Origin of the sequence: Streptomyces sp. NPDC052020 (assembly GCF_040680575.1) — a bacterium.
Taxonomy (GTDB): domain Bacteria; phylum Actinomycetota; class Actinomycetes; order Streptomycetales; family Streptomycetaceae; genus Streptomyces.
Map to the genome: position 1 here is coordinate 144818 of NZ_JBFAWY010000005.1, position 16710 is coordinate 161527.

The following is a 16710-nucleotide window of genomic DNA, read 5'->3' on the forward strand; positions in this document are numbered from 1 at the left end:
CCGAGCGGAAGACTTCCGAGCAGAAGACTTCCGAGCGGAAACCTCCGAGCGGAAGACCCTAGACGCCGGCCTCGACCGCTTCCTCGTCGGCGTCCTGTTCCGCGGCCGGGTCGTCGGCCCGCGCGGTCTTCCGGCGCAGGTTCTCCACGTCCGCCTGGAGGCTGACGAGCTGGTCGAGGAGGACGTCGAGGGTGCTCTGCGGGACGACGGGGGTGTGGCCGCCGACCTCCGGGTCCAGCAGGAGCAGCTGGTCCAGAGCGTCCCGGGCCGCCGTCACGTTCGCCTTCAGCACCTGCCGGTAGTCGGCGGCACGCCGGCTGGCCGGCCGGAGGTCGGGGCCCGGCCCGCCGGCCGCGCCCGCTTCCGGCGCACCGGACGGCTGCGTGCCCCGCGTGCCCTCCGCGCCCTCCGCGTCCGGGGCCGTACCCGGGGCGCCGTCGCCGGAGGCCGGGCGCGGCGGGGGGAGGAGGGCCGGCCTCGGGGGATGGGCCTTGCGCGCGCGTTCGGGGTTCGAGACCCAGACGACGTCCCACTGGTGCAGCAGCACCGGCACGCCGTCGTCGTCGCGCTCGATCCGGTCCGCGGCCAAGAGGTCCACCTTGAAGTGCGCGTACGGCACGCCCGCGGCCCCGGCCGCGCCGCCGGTCCGCTGCTTGTGCACCAGCTGGCGCATGGTCACCGCGTTCTCCGGCAGCGAGTCGCCGCGGAACCGTTCGGCGGCCAGGGCCAGGGTCCACAGCCCCGCCTCGTTGTGCTCCTGGGACAGGTCCTCGATCACCTGGTTGACGTCGGCGCGGAAGGGGACGCCGCCCTTCTCCTTGGCGGCCATCAGGGCGGACCCGACGTTCCGGGTGAGCAGCTTGTCGGCGATCAGGGCCACGCCGCCGGCCACGGCCAGGGTGCAGCGCGCGTCGATGTCCCCGGCCATCGCGGGCCCCACGAGGGTGGTGAAGTCGTCGGTGGGGCGCGGCTCCCACTCCTGGATCACGTCGGAGGTCAGCACGCCGCCGTTGTTCCAGGCATTGCGCGCCTGCTTGGTGACGTGCTTCTTGTACGCCCGCCAGGGCAGGTCGATCAGCGGACCGAGGAGCTCCGCGAAGCCCTTCAGCCCCATGCGCTTGCCGCCCTTGATCGCCTTGGCCTGGTCCTTGAGGGGTTCCAGCAGCTCCGGGCGGGTCAGGGAGTGCACCAGGTAGACGGCCCGCCACAGGGCCGTGCCGGGGGGTGCCGGTTCCTCGTCGAAGACGCGGGGCAGTTCCTCCACGGGGATCCGGCCGACGGCGAGCCCGTAGATGGTCTGAAGATCGTCCCTCGGTACCAGCGACTCCCCGAGCTGGATCACCCGCTTCAGGGCGCGCGTGGCGACCTCGACGTTCTGCGCGGCCGTGTCCCACTGCTTGAACTCGACGTGCACGGAGGCCAGTACGGAGCGGATGGCGTCGTCGAAGATGTCCTCGGCGGCGAGGAGGTGGCCCGGGTGCCCTTCGGCGCCCACGGCGATCTGCGCGGGCACGACGTAGGTCTGGGCGATCTGGGCGGCGCGCGGGCCGGGTTCCGGCGCGGCGATCTCCCGGGCGAACTCCTCCCGGAGCCTGCGGCGCCACTTCTCCCGCCCCGCGGCCAGCCGCCGCTCCAGGGGTTCGCCGCCCGGCCCGGACGCGGCGGCCGTCTTGCCGAAGAGCGAGTCGACCGCGAGCTGGGCGACGTCCGCGGCCTCGGCGTCGGGGCCGGCGAGCACCTCCCAGGCGCTGGCGAGCCGGGTGATGCCGTCCCGGACCACCAGGGCGTGGAAGGGCTCGGTGCCGTCCTCGAAGGTGATCTCGACCGGGTGGGTGATCAGGTTGCGGGTGACCTTGCGGGCGAGGATGGAGGGCCCGTAGCTGTTGAGCGACAGGGTGCCGTGCAGGGTCTGCCACACGTGGTTCCGCAGGTGGTCGAGGTCCTGGTAGCGGTACCGGACGCTGGCGCAGGGCCGGCCGCCGTCCGTGACCCCCTGCACCTGGGGGTCGGGGATCTCCATGACCTCCATGCCGGTACGGGGCTGGATGCCGGGCAGCAGCTCGCTCAGGTGCACCCGGGTGACGACCGAGCGCAGCGTCGCGCCGTCGACGTTCTCCACCATGAGCAGCCCGGTCGGATCGGCCGCCGTCGGCCGTAGCTGGACGGCCACCGCGTCGGGGCTGGTGGTGGCGCGGGCGATGGCCTGCCAGGCGGCCTCGGGCAGCAGGGCGGCGGGGTTGTTCCGGCCCGCCGTCGCCACCGTGGCGAGGTCGGCGTCCGTGGCGGGGGACGGCAGGCCGGGGTCGACGTTCGACACCAGGACGGACTCGGAACCCCACTGCACCGAGAAGGAGCGGGGGACGGGAAGGGGCATGGGCGAAGTCCTCGTGGAGGTGGGAGACGGGGAAGAAGAGGGAGCGCGCCGGAGAGGAGGAGCGGCGTCCGGCAGGGGCGCCGGCGGGCCGGTGCGGGGAGCGTCAGGGGCCGGCGGGGCGCTCGGCGCCGGGCAGCGGTGCGGGGAGCCGGTCCCACGGGAAGTGCCGCGACGAGCTCTGTCCGACCGCGAGTTCGCGTGCGCGAAGGGTGTCCTCGGGCGGGACGTGCGACGCGGTGCCGGCGTGGGGCTCTGCGCGGAACCCGTACCGGGCGGGCGCGGCCGTCTCGGCCTCCGGGGCGCCGACATGGACGCAATCGGAACCGCTCTTCGCCTGCGCGAATATGACGGAGCATTGCCCGCCCCTGCCGCCGGCGGCGGGGACGGCGGAATGATCTGCGAAAGCGTTCATGGCTTACTCCATGGCACACCAAAGAGAAGTGATGGAGCGTCCGCTGCAACGGCGGTGCTCGCGCGTTGCAGGCGCCTCGCTTCGCGCGGTCCCGAATCTAGCGAATGCGTTCTGCCGACTCATCTGATCAATCGGCCCGGATTGAAGTTGTACGAATACGATCAGATCATTTAGGGGCGCGACCGCGTCGGCTGTGGAAAGTTCGGGAATCAGGTCAGAAGTTTTTTGGCGTCCGGGTGATTGTCGAAGAGCCACGGCATCCTGTTCTCGCCGAGCTGATCGAGTGCGGCGAGGGACGAGGCGAGCGCCACCGTCTGGCCCAGCGGGCCGTCCTTCGCCAGAACGAAGACGTACTCGTTCTCCGACGTCGGCAACCGGCGGGGCAGGGTGAGCAGGCCCAGCCGTTCGAACTCCTGCGAGATCTCCGCGCACAGCTCGGCGCTCAGGCGCTGGCGTTCCGGCGCCGCGTACTTCTTGATGAAGCGCATGGAAAGGCGCTTGACCCCGTGGTCCACCTCGACCGCGTGGGCGATAACAGTGAAGTCCATAACGCGGCACTCTACTGAGTTGATAACTCAGTAGAGTGCGGCGTGCGCCGGAAACCTGACTTTCGAAATCGGCGTTCGATTCAGACGCCGTACCCGTCGCTGTATCCGTCGCGGCGGTGGTGGTGGGCCGCCTGCTCGTCGACGACCGGTGTGGTGGGCGGGACCACCACACGCCGGCGCCGGGCGATGCTGCTGAACGTCGAGACGCCGATCAGGCCGACGATCATGAGGATGACGCCCACCAGATCGAGGTTGACGCCCCGCATGTCCCAGTCGGTCGCGAACGTGAGGATGGCTCCCACGGCGATGAGGATGATGCACCCGCCGAGGCCCATGAGTGTCGCCTCCCTGTCGGTCCGGTCGGTCCGGGCTTTCCGGTCGATCCGGTTCCGTGCGAGTACCCCGGGTGTCAACCCCCATGCAGCCGTGGGGTGTTCCGGGCGCGAGCCCGGCGTGATCCCAAGGGAAGGCCCTAGCCTTCCAGGAACGCCACCAGCGCGTTCGCCAGCAGGTACGGGTCGTCCGCGCCGCACAGCTCCCGGGCGCTGTGCATCGACAGGATCGCCACGCCGATGTCGACCGTGCGGATGCCGTGCCGGGCGGCGGTGATGGGGCCGATCGTCGTGCCGCACGGCATGGAGTTGTGGGAGACGAAGGACTGGAAGGGGACACCGGCCTTCTCGCAGGCGGCGGCGAACACCGCGCGGCCCGAGCCGTCGGTCGCGTAGCGGTTGTTGACGTTGACCTTCAGGATGGGTCCGCCGTTGACGCGCGGGTGGTGCGTCGGGTCGTGGCGCTCCGCGTAGTTCGGGTGCACGGCGTGCCCGGTGTCCGAGGACAGGCAGACGGTGCCGGCGAAGGCGCGTGCCCGGTCCTCGTACGACCCTCCGCGCGCGAACACCGAGCGCTCCAGCACCGTGCCGAGCAGCGGGCCGTCCGCGCCGGTGTCCGACTGGGAGCCGTTCTCCTCGTGGTCGAAGGCGGCCAGCACGGGGATGTACGGCAGGGCGCCGCCGGAGGCGGCGACGGCGGCCAGGGCGGCCGTACCGGCGTGCACGGACAGCAGGTTGTCCATGCGCGGGCCCGCCACCAGCTCCCGGTCGCGGCCCAGGTAGGCCGGGGCCTCCACGGGGTACGTCATCAGGTCCCAGCCGGTGACCTCGCCGGAGGCGAGGCCGGCCGTCTCCGCCAGGAAGGCGATGAGGTCGCCGTCGCGGACGTCGTCGCCCAGGCCCCACACGGGCTGGAGGTGCCGTTGCTTGTCCAGCTTCAGGCCCTCGGTGGAGACGCTGCGGTCCAGGTGGATGGCGAGCTGCGGGACGCGCAGCAGCGGGCGCCCGACGTCGACCAGCCGCGCCGAGCCGTCCCGCAGGGTGAGGCGGCCGGCCAGGCCCAGGTCCCGGTCGAGCCAGGAGTTCATCAGCGGCCCGCCGTAGATCTCCACGGCGACCTGGCGCCAGCCGTGCGCCCCGCTGTCGGGCAGCGGCTTGACGCGCAGGTTGGGGGAGTCGGTGTGCGCGCCGACGATCCGGAAGGGGGTGTGGGGAGCCGAGCCCTCGGGGACGTACCAGGCCACGATCGCGCCGCCGCGCAGCACGTACTTGCCGCCGCTGGTCCCGTCCCAGGCGTCCGTCTCCGCGACCTGCCGGAAGCCCGCCTTCTCCAGGCGCTCGGCGGCGTTCGCCACGGCGTGGTACGGCGTCGGGCTCGCCGCCAGGAAGGCCATGAGGTCGTCGGTGTGGGGGTGGTGGAAGCGGGAGGGTGCGCTCATGGGTTCACCTTAACGACGGGCGAGGGCCCGCTCCCGGCAGGACGGGAACGGACCCTCGTACAGGGACGGGAGAGGACTCCGGCCTAGAACGCGGCCTCGTCCAGCTCCATGATGTCCAGGCCGACGCCCTCGGCCACCTTGCGGGCGCAGGTGACGCCCGGCAGGACGTTCGCGGCGAAGAACCTCGCCGCGGCGATCTTGCCGGTGTAGAACGCCTTGTCCTTGGCGGACGCCGTGGGCAGCTTCTCGGCGGCGATCGCGGCGCCCTTGAGCAGCAGGTAGCCGACGATCACGTCACCGGAGGCCATCAGCAGGCGGGTGGTGTTGAGCCCCACCTTGTAGATGTTCTTGACGTCCTTCTCGGTGGCCGCGAGGTCGGTGAGCATCAGGCCGACGATGGCCTCCAGCTCCACGGCGGCCTTGGCGAGGTGCTCGCGGGCGCCGGCCAGCTCCTCGCCGCCGGTGCCCAGGGCGAGGAACTTCTTGATGTCCTCGGCGAGGGAGTTCAGCGCGGCGCCCTGGTTGCGGACGATCTTCCGGAAGAAGTAGTCCTGGCCCTGGATCGCGGTGGTGCCCTCGTACAGGGTGTCGATCTTGGAGTCGCGGATGTACTGCTCGACCGGGTACTCCTGGAGGAAGCCGGAGCCGCCGAAGGTCTGGAGCGACTGGGCGAGCTGCTCGTACGCCTTCTCCGAGCCGTAGCCCTTCACGATCGGCAGGAGCAGGTCGTTCAGGGCGTGCTCGGCGGAGGCGTCCTCGCCGTTCGCCTCCTTGACCTGGATCTCGTCCTGGATGGAGGCGGTGTACATCACCAGCGCGCGCATGCCCTCCGCGTACGCCTTCTGCGTCATCAGCGAGCGGCGCACGTCGGGGTGGTGGGTGATGGTGACCTTGGGCGCGGTCTTGTCCATGAAGTTGGCCAGGTCCGGGCCCTGGACGCGCTCCTTGGCGTACTCCAGCGCGTTGAGGTAGCCCGTCGACAGCGTGGAGATCGCCTTCGTGCCGACCATCATCCGGGCGAACTCGATGATGCGGAACATCTGGCGGATGCCGTCGTGCTTGTCGCCGATCAGCCAGCCCTTGGCGGGGTGCCGGTCGCCGAAGGTCATCTCGCAGGTGTTGGAGACCTTCAGGCCCATCTTGTGCTCGACGTTGGTGGCGTAGACGCCGTTGCGCTCGCCCAGCTCGCCGGTCTCGAAGTCGAAGAGGTACTTCGGGACGAGGAAGAGGGACAGGCCCTTGGTGCCGGGGCCGGCGCCCTCGGGGCGGGCGAGGACGTAGTGGAGGATGTTCTCCGACATGTCGTGCTCGCCGGAGGTGATGAAGCGCTTCACGCCCTCGATGTGCCAGGAGCCGTCCTCCTGCCGCACGGCCTTGGCGCGGCCGGCGCCGACGTCCGAGCCGGCGTCGGGCTCGGTGAGCACCATCGTGGAGCCCCACTGCCGCTCGACGGCGATCTTGGCGATGTGCTTCTGGACCTCGTTGCCCTCGTCGAAGAGGATGCCCGCGAAGGCCGGGCCGGAGGAGTACATCCACACGGCCGGGTTGGCGCCCAGGATCAGCTCCGCGTAGGCCCAGATCAGGGAGCGCGGCGAGGTGGTGCCGCCGATCTCCTCGGGCAGGCCGAGCCGCCAGTACTCGGAGTCCATGAAGGCCTGGTAGCTCTTCTTGAAGGACGCCGGGACCGGCGCGGTGTTCGTCTCCGGGTCGAAGACCGGCGGGTTGCGGTCGGCGTCGGCGAAGGACTCCGCCAGCTCGTTCTCCGACAGGCGGGCGAGCTCCTCCAGGATGCTCTTGGCGGTATCGACGTCCATCTCCGCGAACGGGCCGGTGCCGTACAGCTTGTCGCGGCCGAGCACCTCGAAGAGGTTGAACTCGATGTCCCGGAGGTTCGGCTTGTAGTGCCCCATGGCGACGGCTCCGTAGAGAGATCGGCGAGGCACTGACTCCTCGCGCTCGGTTTCACGTACCAGCTAGTAGCTACGATGATGCTACCCGTCGGTAATAAGAAGCAACCCCGATCGGGTCATCTGTGACTCGTTACTCTTTGCGGCATGTACGGCTACGACCAGACCGCGGGTCCTCAGCAGCAGCAGTACGCCCCGCCGCAGCAGCCGATGAACGGCGGGTACGGGCAGCAGCCGCCGCTGTACCCCGAGCCGTCCCCGCCGTCGCTCGCGGACGCGGTGCGCGCCTTCACCACCGGGCAGATGACCGCCGAGGACTTCCAGCAGATCTTCGCGACGTCGAAGGTCTACTGCCCGCGCGGCGACAACCCCGGTTTCCTCGCCCTGCACAACACCCAGCAGCCGGTGATCCCGATGTTCACCACGCTCAAGGAGCTGCGGCGGTACGCGGGCAAGGAGTCCAAGTACTTCGTGATCACCGGTGCGGAGGTGCTCGACCTGCTGCCGACCGGCTACGGCTTCGTGCTGGACATGGAGGGAGAGCACCGGATCGTCTTCGACGCCAAGGCGGTGGAGGAGATGGTGGACTTCGCCATGCGGCGGATGTACGGCTAGCCGTCGCCGGCGCGTCGCCGCGGGCCCGGGGGAATCTCCCCCGGGCCTTTTCCGTTGGGGGTGGCAGGAAGTTCAATACTCAACTAAAGTAGGCCGTGCCTGAGGAGGTACCGACATGCCTGCCGTGACCGTCGAGAACCCGTTGACGCTGCCCCGTGTGACCGCCCCCGCCGACGCCGTGGCACGCCCCGTGCTCACCGTCACGACCGCGCCCAGCGGTTTCGAGGGCGAGGGATTCCCGGTGCGCCGGGCGTTCGCGGGGATCAACTACCGCCACCTCGACCCGTTCATCATGATGGACCAGATGGGTGAGGTGGAGTACGCGCCCGGAGAGCCCAAGGGCACCCCCTGGCACCCCCACCGCGGCTTCGAGACCGTCACCTACATCATCGACGGCGCCTTCGACCACCAGGACAGCCACGGCGGCGGCGGCTCCATCACCAACGGCGACACCCAGTGGATGACCGCGGGCAGCGGCCTGCTGCACATCGAGGCCCCGCCGGAGGCGCTGGTGATGTCCGGCGGCCTCTTCCACGGCCTCCAGCTGTGGGTGAACCTGCCGGCCAAGGACAAGATGATGGCCCCGCGCTACCAGGACATCCGCGGCGGCCAGGTCCAGCTGCTGACCTCGCCCGACGGCGGCGCGCTGCTGCGCGTCATCGCCGGTGAGCTGGACGGCCACACCGGCCCCGGCGTCACCCACACGCCGATCACGATGATCCACGCCACGCTGGCGCCGGGCGCGGAGGTCACCCTGCCCTGGCGGGAGGAGTTCAACGGCCTGGCGTACGTGCTGGCCGGGCGCGGCAGCGTCGGCGCCGAGCGACGCCCGGTCCGCCTCGGCCAGACCGCCGTCTTCGGCGCCGGCTCCTCGCTCACCGTCCGCGCCGACGACAAGCAGGAGTCCCGTACCCCCGACCTGGAGGTCGTCCTCCTCGGCGGCCGGCCGATCCGCGAGCCGATGGCCCACTACGGCCCGTTCGTGATGAACACCAAGGACGAGCTCATGCAGGCCTTCGAGGACTTCCAGAAGGGCCGGCTGGGCACCGTCCCGGCGGTGCACGGCATGTCGGCGAGCGGGCCGGGGGCCTGAGCGGCTGGCGGCATGTCACGCGGACGGCCGGGCTGACGCCGCGTCACCCGGACGGCACGTCCGGCTGATGAGGTGTCACCCGGGCGGGCCGTCCGCGCGGGACAGCCCGCCCGGCGCGTGATCCGCTGGAGGCGTGCCCGCCCCCACACCGCCGCTTCCCGATCCCGTACGCCGGCTCGCCGCCTGGTGTGCCGTCGTACTGCTCGTCAGCGGCGTGGTCTACGTCGGGATCCGGCTGTGCGTGGAGTTCCGCACGGCGGTGGTGCCCGTGCTGCTCGCGCTGCTCGGCTCGGCCCTGCTCGGCCCGGTGTACCGGTGGCTGGTGCGGTCCGGGGTGCAGCGGTCGCTGGCGGCCGGGCTCACCTGTGCCGCCGTCGTCGCCGTGGTGGGCGGGGCCGTGTACATCGTGGTGGCCGCGCTCATCGACACCGGCGACCAGATCGTCGCCTCGCTCCGCGCCGCCGCCCAGGACCTCGCCCGGCACTTCGGCGCGGCCGGGACCTCGCTGGACGACCTCGCCGCCAACGCGCGCGAGCTGTTGTCGAAGTTCGGCGGGACGGCCGCCTCCGGGGTGATCAGCGGGGTCAGCGTGGTGGGCGAGATCATCGCCATGGCCGTCCTCGCCCTGCTGCTCGTCTTCTTCTTCCTGCGGGACTCCGGCCGGGCCGTCGGCGCCCTGCGCTCGCTGGTCCCGCGCGGCGGGGGAGACACCGCCGAGGCGATGGCCCGGCGTGCCTTCGAGGCCGTCGAGGGCTTCATGCGCGGGACCACGTTCATCGCCCTGATCGACGCCCTCTGCATCACCGTCGGCCTGCTCGTCCTCGACGTGCCGGGCGCCGCCGGCCTGGGCGCGCTGGTCTTCGTCGGCGCCTACATCCCCTACCTCGGCGCCTTCATCTCCGGGGCGGTGGCGGTGCTGGTCGCCCTCGCCGACCGGGGCTTCGTCATCGCGCTGTGGGCGCTCGGGGTGGTGCTGGCCGTGCAGGTGCTGGAGGGACACGTGCTCCAGCCGCTGATCCAGAGCCGGACGGTGCAGATGCATCCGGCGGTGGTCATGGTGACGATCACCGGCGGGGCGTCGGTGGCCGGGATCGTCGGCATGCTGCTCGCGGTGCCGCTGACGGCCGCCGCCTTCGGCGTCGCCCACGAGCTGCGGGACCGCTACGCGGCGGCGCATCCGCCCCCCGGGGCCCCCGGACCGTCCGGGTCCCCGGAGTCCCCGGCTCCGCGCTCGTAGATCTCGAACCAGATGCTCTTGCCCTCCCCGCGCGGGGCGACGCCCCACTCGTCCGCGAGCAGCTCGATCAGCATCAGGCCGCGCCCGGAGGACGCCATCTCCCCCGGCCGGCGCTTGTGCGGCAGGTCGTCGCCGTTGTCGAAGACCTCGACGCGGATCCGCCGCTCGCCCGGCGCCCCGGTCACCTCCGCCACCAGCAGCGCGTCGGCGTCGGTGTGGACGAGCACGTTGGTCAGCGTCTCGGACAGCAGCAGCACCGCCGCGTCGGTCTGCTCCTCGCTGGGCCAGTCGTGCAGCAGGTCGCGCAGATGCCGGCGGGCGGTGCCGATCCGCTCGGGCTCGGCCTGGGCGATGGTGAGCATGGTGCGGCGCACCGGCCGGCGTGCGGCACCGCCGGTCTCCGGATCGCGGCGCAGCAGCACCAGGGCGATGTCGTCCTCCCGCCGGTCGGGCAGCGGGCCGGTGGTGTGGTGGGAGGACGGCCCGAGCACGGCCTGCACCAGCGTGTCGGCCAGCCCCTCCAGGTCGCCGTCGCTTCCCTCCAGGATCCGCCGGATGCGCAGCCAGCCGGTGTACAGGTCGTGGCCGCCGGTCTCGACCAGGCCGTCCGTGCACAGCAGCAGCGTCTCGCCGGGTTCCAGCGCGAGCCGCGTGGTCGGGTAGTCGCAGTCCGGGTCGATGCCGAGGGGGAGCCCTCCGGCCGTGGCCCGCAGCATCGCGGTCCCGTCCGCCATGCGCACCACCGGGTCCAGATGACCGGCGCGGGCGGTCTCCACCGTCCCGGTCGCCGGGTCGACCTCGGCGTACAGGCAGGTCGCGAAGCGCAGGTCGCCGGGGTCGTCGGGGTTGTCGGCGAGGTCGTGGAAGAAGCGGGAGGCGCGGGCGAGGACCGCGTCGGGACGGTGCCCCTCGGAGGCGTAGGCGCGCAGGGCGATGCGCAGCTGCCCCATCAGGCCGGCCGCCCGGACGTCGTGCCCCTGCACATCGCCGATGACCAGCGCGAAGCGTCCCTGCGGCAGCGCGATCACGTCGTACCAGTCGCCGCCGACCTGGAGTCCGCCCCCGGTGGGCACATAGCGGGCGGCGACGCCCATGCCCGGAATCCGCGGGCCCAGCACCGGCAGCATCGACCGCTGGAGCCCGTCGGTCAGCTCCCGCTGGGTCTCGGCGGCACCGGCCTGCGACAGGGCCTGCGCCAGCATCCGGGCGACCGTGGCCAGCACCGACCGCTCGTCCGGGGTGAACGCCACCGGATGCGCGAAACCGGCCATCCAGGCGCCCATCGTGCGGCCCGCCACGGTCAGCGGCATGAACGCCCACGAGCTGCGGCCGAAGCGCTGGGCGAGCGGCCAGGTGAGCGGGTAGCGGGCCCGGTACTCCTCCGGGGAGGAGAGATAGACGGCCCGGCCGGTGCGGACCACCTCGGCCGCCGGATAGTCCGTCTCCAGGGACATCTGGGCGAACGGGTTCTCGTCCCCCGGCCGCTGCCCGTGGTGCCCGATGACCGTCAGCCGGTCGCCCTCCACGCCGAACACCGCGAGCCCGTCCGGCGAGAAACCCGGCATCGCCAGGTTGGCCACGACCCGCAGCACCTCCTGCGTGGACCGCGCCTGCGCCAGCGCCCTCCCCGCGTCCAGCAGGAACGCCTCCCGCGAGCGGCGCCAGTCGCCGGTGACCGCGCCTCCGCTCCCGGCGGCCGTGCCCGGCGGCGGATCGGTGACCTCCTGGAGGGTGCCGACGAGTTCATACGCCTTGCGTTCGGGGTCGAAGGACGGCAGGGAGCGGCTGCGTACGACGCGCACCACCCGGCCCCGCTTGTCCATCACCCTCAGGCGCACCTCGGCGACGGTGCCCTCGGCCGCGGCGAGCTGCACCACGCCGGTGATCTCGGTCCAGTCACCCGGATGGAGCCGGGCGCGGACCTGGGCCTCCGTGACGGTCCCCTGCCGGGCGGGCAGCCCGAGCAGCCGGGCCGCCTCGGCGTCGACCGTCACCAGCCCGGCCGCGGTGTCGCAGTGCCACAGCCCGGTGGCCAGGGCGGCGAGGACGTCCCCCACGGCGGGCAGGGGCTCACCAGTGCGCATTGCCCCACTTTAAGAAGAGGTCTTCGCACGCTGCCACCGCTCGCGTACCGGTGCGCGGCCTGAGCACGGCCGGTGTACGGCCCCGGCCGTGCCGCCACGCAGCCGTGCTCCGGCGGAACGGGAGGCGAAAGGGAGGAGAGCCGACCGTGGGGCGGCCGGTACCCTGGGGAAGTCCGGGCACCGGGCCCCGGAGATTCCCGAATCCGCGAAGACTGGATGAACGACGATGCATCGGTACAGGTCCCACACCTGCGGCGAGCTCCGCGCCTCTGACGTCGGCACCGACGTCCGGCTGAGTGGCTGGCTGCACAATCGGCGCGACCTGGGCGGCATCCTCTTCATCGATCTGCGCGACCACTACGGCATCACGCAGCTCGTCGCCCGTCCGGGCACCCCCGCGTACGAGGCGCTCGACAAGCTCTCCAAGGAGTCGACCGTCCGTGTCGACGGCCGGGTTGTTTCACGTGGAACCGAGAACGTGAACCCCGACCTGCCGACCGGCGAGATCGAGGTCGAGGTCGGCGAGGTCGAGCTGCTCGGCGCCGCCGCCCCGCTCCCCTTCACCATCAACACCGAGGACGGGGTCAACGAGGAGCGGCGCCTGGAGTACCGCTTCCTGGACCTGCGCCGCGAGCGCATGCACCGCAACATCATGCTGCGTACGGCGGTCATCGGCGCGATCCGCCAGAAGATGACGGCGCTGGGCTTCAACGAGATGGCCACGCCGATCCTCACCGCGACCTCCCCGGAGGGCGCGCGTGACTTCGTGGTCCCCTCTCGCCTGCACCCGGGCAGGTTCTACGCCCTCCCGCAGGCCCCGCAGCAGTTCAAGCAGCTGCTGATGATCTCCGGCTTCGACCGCTACTTCCAGATCGCGCCCTGCTTCCGCGACGAGGACGCCCGCGCCGACCGCTCGCCGGGCGAGTTCTACCAGCTCGACGTCGAGATGAGCTTCGTCGAGCAGGAGGACGTCTTCCAGCCGATCGAGAAGCTCATGACCGAGCTGTTCACCGAGTTCGGCGGCGGCCGGGAGGTCACCTCCCCCTTCCCGCGGATCCCGTTCCGCGAGGCGATGCTGAAGTACGGCTCCGACAAGCCGGACCTGCGCGCCAAGCTGGAGCTCGTCGACATCACCGACATCTTCGAGGGCTCGGAGTTCAAGGCCTTCGCCGGCAAGCACGTGCGCGCGCTGCCGGTGCCGGACGTCGCCGCCCAGCCCCGCAAGTTCTTCGACCAGCTCGGTGACTACGCCGTCTCGCAGGGCGCCAAGGGCCTGGCCTGGGTGCGCGTCGGCGAGGACGGCACCCTCACCGGCCCGATCGCCAAGTTCCTCACCGAGGACAACGTCGCCGAGCTCACCAAGCGCCTGTCGCTGGCCGCCGGCCACGCGGTCTTCTTCGGCGCGGGCGAGTTCGACGAGGTCTCCAAGATCATGGGCGCGGTGCGGGTCGAGGCCGCCCGGCGCGCCGGTCACTTCGAGGAGAACGTCTTCCGCTTCTGCTGGATCGTCGACTTCCCGATGTACGAGAAGGACGAGGAGACCGGCAAGATCGACTTCTCGCACAACCCGTTCTCGATGCCGCAGGGCGGCATGGAGGCCCTGGAGACCCAGGACCCGCTGTCCATCCTGGCCTGGCAGTACGACATCGTCTGCAACGGCGTGGAGCTGTCCTCCGGCGCGATCCGGAACCACGAGCCGGACATCATGCTCAAGGCGTTCGAGATCGCGGGCTACGACCACGAGACCGTCGAGCGCGAGTTCGCCGGCATGCTGCGCGCCTTCCGCTTCGGCGCCCCGCCGCACGGCGGCATCGCCCCGGGCGTCGACCGCATCGTCATGCTGCTGGCCGACGAGCCCAACATCCGCGAGACGATCGCCTTCCCGCTCAACGGCAACGCCCAGGACCTGATGATGGGCGCGCCGACCGAGCTGGAGGAGTCCCGGCTGAAGGAGCTGCACCTGTCGGTGCGCAAGCCGCAGCCGAAGTAGTCCCTCGACGGCAGGGACAAGGGCAAGGCAAGGACAGCGGGCCCGGCACCGGAGCGATCTCGGTGCCGGGCCCCTGCCGTATGCCGCCCGCTCTCAGCCGCCGGCGCGCTCCGGCTCCCCGCCCTCGACCCCTTCGGTGCCTTCGGCTTCCCCGGCTGCCCGGGCTCCCCTCGGTTTCGCCGGTGAACAGCTCCTCCGCTGTCGCGACGGTCACGGCCCGGCCGAGCCAGTCGTCGAGGCGGGCGAGACCGGTGCAGGAGGTGATGCGCTCGCGGACGGCGTCGGAGACGGGGATGCCGCGCGTCTCCGGCACCCGCAGGACGGCTCGCGCCTCGCCCAGAGCCTCTCCGCGCGCCGCTCCCTTCGCCTCGCCTTCGAGGCAGGCCGTCTCGATGAGCGTTCCCCGCCCGGGGAAACAGGTGACGACAGACGACACGATTCCCTTCCACCTGTCTCCGGCCGGGGTGCGGGTGCCCCCCGGGCTGGTCTCGCCCGGGCCGGCGCCCGGTGGCCGGGTGGGCTATCGGGCGACGTACTGGGTCAGGAGGCCCTGGACCTCGTAGATGTCGACGCCCTTGGTGAAGGTCTTCTGGAGGGGGGTCGGGTTGCCGGAGATCCAGATCTTCAGTTCGGCGTCGAGGTCGAAGGTGCCCGCGGTCTCCACGGAGAAGTGGGTGATGCTCCGGTACGGGATGGAGTGGTATTCCGTCTTCTTGCCGGTGATGCCCTGCTTGTCGACCAGGATCAGACGGCGGTCGGTGAACAGGATGGTGTCCCGGATCAGCAGGTAGGCGGCGTGCACCTGCTCGCCGTGTCCCAGCAGACGGGCGTAGTCCCGCTGGGCCTGGGCCGGGTCGACGGTGTGCGCGTTGCCGAACAGTGCCATGGTGCGGTCCCCCCACTCGAGCGTCGGCGGCCGGACGGCCGCCCGCTGGTGATCATCGCAAAGCGCAGGGCCCGGGAGAAGATCTCCTTCTCCCGGGCCCTGCGCTGTAGCGAGCGTGTTACGCGCTCGGCTTCTCCTCGAGACGCGGGAAGAGCACGGCGCCCTTGGTGACCGTCGAGCCGGCCGGCAGCCGGCCCCAGTCCGCGGCCTCCTGGACCCTCTGGTCCGCGAGGCCGCCGAGGGAAGCCTCGGCGCCCAGCGAGTCCCAGAGCTTCTGGCTCGTCTCCGGCATGACCGGGTTCAGCAGGACCGCCACCGCCCGGAGCGACTCCGCGGCGGTGTAGAGGATCGTCGCCAGGCGGGCCTTGCCCTCCGGTGAGTCGTCCTTGGCCACCTTCCACGGCTCCTGCTCCGTGATGTAGCCGTTGACCTGCTTGATGAAGTCGAAGACGGCGAGGATGCCGCCCTGGAAGTCCAGCTTCTCGCCGATCTTCCGGTCGGCCTCCGCGACGGCCTTGGCGAGTCCGGCGTGGATCGCCTTCTCGGCCTCGCCCACCGCCGTCGCCTCCGGCAGCGTGCCGCCGAAGTACTTGCCGACCATCGCGGCGACGCGCGAGGCGAGGTTGCCGTAGTCGTTGGCCAGCTCGGAGGTGTACCGGGCGGAGAAGTCCTCCCAGGAGAAGGAGCCGTCCTGGCCGAAGGCGATCGCGCGCAGGAAGTACCAGCGGTAGGCGTCCACGCCGAAGTGCGAGGTCAGGTCCTGCGGCTTGATGCCGGTCAGGTTCGACTTCGACATCTTCTCGCCGCCGACCATCAGCCAGCCGTTGGCCGCGACCTTGCCGGGCAGCGGCAGGCCCTGCGCCATCAGCATGGCGGGCCAGATCACGGCGTGGAAGCGGAGGATGTCCTTGCCGACCAGGTGGACGTCGGCCGGGAAGGTGGCCTCGAACTTCTCCTGGTTCTCGTTGTAGCCGACCGCGGTGGCGTAGTTCAGCAGCGCGTCGACCCACACGTAGATGACGTGCTTCTCGTCCCAGGGGATCGGGATGCCCCAGTCGAAGGTCGAGCGGGAGATGGAGAGGTCCTGGAGGCCCTGGCGGACGAAGTTCACGACCTCGTTGCGCGCGGACTCGGGCTGGATGAAGTCCGGGTTGGCCGCGTAGTGCGCGAGGAGCTTCTCGCCGTACGCGCTCAGCTTGAAGAAGTAGTTCTCCTCGCTGAGGATCTCCACCGGCTTCTTGTGGATCGGGCACAGCTTCTGGCCCGCGTACTCGCCCTCGCCGTCGAGCAGCTCGCCGGGGAGCTTGTACTCCTCGCAGCCCACGCAGTACGGGCCCTCGTAGCCGCCCTTGTAGATCTCGCCCTTGTCGTACAGGTCCTGCACGAACTCCTGGACGCGGACGGTGTGCCGCTGCTGCGTGGTGCGGATGAAGTCGTCGTTCGCGATCTCCAGGTGCTCCCAGAGAGGCTTCCACGCTTCGGTGACGAGCTTGTCGGCCCACTCCTGCGGGCTGACGCCGTTCGCCTCCGCGGTGCGCATGATCTTCTGACCGTGCTCGTCCGTGCCGGTGAGGTACCACACCTTCTCGCCGCGCTGACGGTGCCAGCGCGTGAGCACGTCCCCTGCGACGGTCGTGTAGGCGTGGCCCAGGTGAGGAGCGTCGTTGACGTAGTAAATGGGGGTGCTGACGTAGAACGCCTTGCCACCCTGCTTCTCGGATCCAGTGGCCGCCATGGTCGAAATCCTACTGGTCCCGGCAGGATCGACTCACACGCGTTTCGGGGGGTGGACG

13 protein-coding genes are annotated in these 16710 nt (G+C 71.0%); 4 read left to right on the forward strand and 9 right to left on the reverse strand.

Annotated features, from left to right (window positions below; genetic code table 11):
- Positions 1-58: 58 nt before the first annotated feature.
- The 6 genes from AB0L74_RS06655 to AB0L74_RS06680 form a co-directional block, all read right to left on the reverse strand.
- Positions 59-2374: a hypothetical protein gene (locus tag AB0L74_RS06655; RefSeq protein WP_365646364.1), complete on the reverse strand. Its 2316-nt coding sequence runs from the start codon at positions 2372-2374 to the stop codon at positions 59-61.
- 103 nt (positions 2375-2477) lie between these two features.
- Complete coding sequence (locus AB0L74_RS06660; RefSeq protein WP_365646367.1) at positions 2478-2786, reverse strand: hypothetical protein; 309 nt, start codon at positions 2784-2786, stop codon at positions 2478-2480.
- A 209-nt stretch (positions 2787-2995) separates the two neighbouring features.
- The gene (locus tag AB0L74_RS06665) at positions 2996-3334 is read right to left on the reverse strand and encodes a hypothetical protein (RefSeq protein ID WP_365646370.1); all 339 of its coding nucleotides are present in this window, start codon (positions 3332-3334) and stop codon (positions 2996-2998) included.
- A gap of 80 nt (positions 3335-3414) precedes the next feature.
- Positions 3415-3669: a DUF6458 family protein gene (locus tag AB0L74_RS06670; RefSeq protein ID WP_365646373.1), complete on the reverse strand. Its 255-nt coding sequence runs from the start codon at positions 3667-3669 to the stop codon at positions 3415-3417.
- Positions 3670-3806: 137 nt separating this feature from the next.
- Positions 3807-5105 (reverse strand): M18 family aminopeptidase, encoded by a 1299-nt coding sequence (locus tag AB0L74_RS06675; protein ID WP_365646376.1) that lies wholly within the window; start codon positions 5103-5105, stop codon positions 3807-3809.
- Positions 5106-5188: 83 nt separating this feature from the next.
- On the reverse strand, positions 5189-7015 hold the full coding sequence (locus tag AB0L74_RS06680; protein WP_365646379.1) for an acyl-CoA dehydrogenase: 1827 nt from the start codon (positions 7013-7015) through the stop codon (positions 5189-5191).
- Between the two features lie 144 nt (positions 7016-7159).
- On the opposite strand from AB0L74_RS06680, the gene AB0L74_RS06685 reads away from it, so the two are divergent.
- The 3 genes from AB0L74_RS06685 to AB0L74_RS06695 all read left to right on the forward strand — a co-directional run bounded on the left by AB0L74_RS06685 (position 7160) and on the right by AB0L74_RS06695 (position 9957).
- Entirely contained in the window at positions 7160-7627 is a 468-nt protein-coding gene (locus tag AB0L74_RS06685; RefSeq protein WP_365646382.1) for an SseB family protein, read from the forward strand.
- Between the two features lie 115 nt (positions 7628-7742).
- Positions 7743-8720 carry a pirin family protein gene (locus AB0L74_RS06690; protein WP_365646385.1) on the forward strand — a complete coding sequence of 326 codons (978 nt, stop codon included), beginning with the start codon at positions 7743-7745 and terminating at the stop codon, positions 8718-8720.
- A 133-nt stretch (positions 8721-8853) separates the two neighbouring features.
- Positions 8854-9957, forward strand: a complete 1104-nt coding sequence (locus AB0L74_RS06695) for an AI-2E family transporter (protein ID WP_365646387.1) — start codon at positions 8854-8856, stop codon at positions 9955-9957.
- Here the strand turns inward: AB0L74_RS06695 and AB0L74_RS06700 are convergent.
- Positions 9882-12041, reverse strand: a complete 2160-nt coding sequence (locus AB0L74_RS06700) for a SpoIIE family protein phosphatase (RefSeq protein WP_365646390.1) — start codon at positions 12039-12041, stop codon at positions 9882-9884. The two genes, AB0L74_RS06695 and AB0L74_RS06700, sit on opposite strands and share 76 nt — an antisense overlap.
- A 226-nt stretch (positions 12042-12267) precedes the next feature.
- On the opposite strand from AB0L74_RS06700, the gene aspS reads away from it, so the two are divergent.
- Entirely contained in the window at positions 12268-14031 is a 1764-nt protein-coding gene (aspS, locus tag AB0L74_RS06705; RefSeq protein ID WP_365646392.1) for an aspartate--tRNA ligase, read from the forward strand.
- 520 nt (positions 14032-14551) lie between these two features.
- On the opposite strand, the gene AB0L74_RS06710 is transcribed toward aspS, so the two are convergent.
- Positions 14552-14917, reverse strand: coding sequence for a PH domain-containing protein (locus AB0L74_RS06710; protein ID WP_365646395.1), 366 nt, complete (start codon positions 14915-14917; stop codon positions 14552-14554).
- 118 nt (positions 14918-15035) lie between these two features.
- The gene (metG, locus tag AB0L74_RS06715) at positions 15036-16652 is read right to left on the reverse strand and encodes a methionine--tRNA ligase (protein ID WP_365646398.1); all 1617 of its coding nucleotides are present in this window, start codon (positions 16650-16652) and stop codon (positions 15036-15038) included.
- Positions 16653-16710: the final 58 nt, after the last annotated feature.

What these genes read in the sequence shown, in the direction of transcription:
- AB0L74_RS06655 (WP_365646364.1), bottom strand. Translation starts at nt 2,374, where the DNA reads ATGCCCCTTCCCGTCCCCCGCTCCTTCTCGGTGCAGTGGGGTTCCGAG.
- AB0L74_RS06660 (WP_365646367.1), bottom strand. Translation starts at nt 2,786, where the DNA reads ATGAACGCTTTCGCAGATCATTCCGCCGTCCCCGCCGCCGGCGGCAGG.
- AB0L74_RS06665 (WP_365646370.1), bottom strand. Translation starts at nt 3,334, where the DNA reads ATGGACTTCACTGTTATCGCCCACGCGGTCGAGGTGGACCACGGGGTC.
- AB0L74_RS06670 (WP_365646373.1), bottom strand. Translation starts at nt 3,669, where the DNA reads ATGGGCCTCGGCGGGTGCATCATCCTCATCGCCGTGGGAGCCATCCTC.
- AB0L74_RS06675 (WP_365646376.1), bottom strand. Translation starts at nt 5,105, where the DNA reads ATGAGCGCACCCTCCCGCTTCCACCACCCCCACACCGACGACCTCATG.
- AB0L74_RS06680 (WP_365646379.1), bottom strand. Translation starts at nt 7,015, where the DNA reads ATGGGGCACTACAAGCCGAACCTCCGGGACATCGAGTTCAACCTCTTC.
- AB0L74_RS06685 (WP_365646382.1), top strand. Translation starts at nt 7,160, where the DNA reads ATGTACGGCTACGACCAGACCGCGGGTCCTCAGCAGCAGCAGTACGCC.
- AB0L74_RS06690 (WP_365646385.1), top strand. Translation starts at nt 7,743, where the DNA reads ATGCCTGCCGTGACCGTCGAGAACCCGTTGACGCTGCCCCGTGTGACC.
- AB0L74_RS06700 (WP_365646390.1), bottom strand. Translation starts at nt 12,041, where the DNA reads ATGCGCACTGGTGAGCCCCTGCCCGCCGTGGGGGACGTCCTCGCCGCC.
- aspS (WP_365646392.1), top strand. Translation starts at nt 12,268, where the DNA reads ATGCATCGGTACAGGTCCCACACCTGCGGCGAGCTCCGCGCCTCTGAC.
- AB0L74_RS06710 (WP_365646395.1), bottom strand. Translation starts at nt 14,917, where the DNA reads ATGGCACTGTTCGGCAACGCGCACACCGTCGACCCGGCCCAGGCCCAG.
- metG (WP_365646398.1), bottom strand. Translation starts at nt 16,652, where the DNA reads ATGGCGGCCACTGGATCCGAGAAGCAGGGTGGCAAGGCGTTCTACGTC.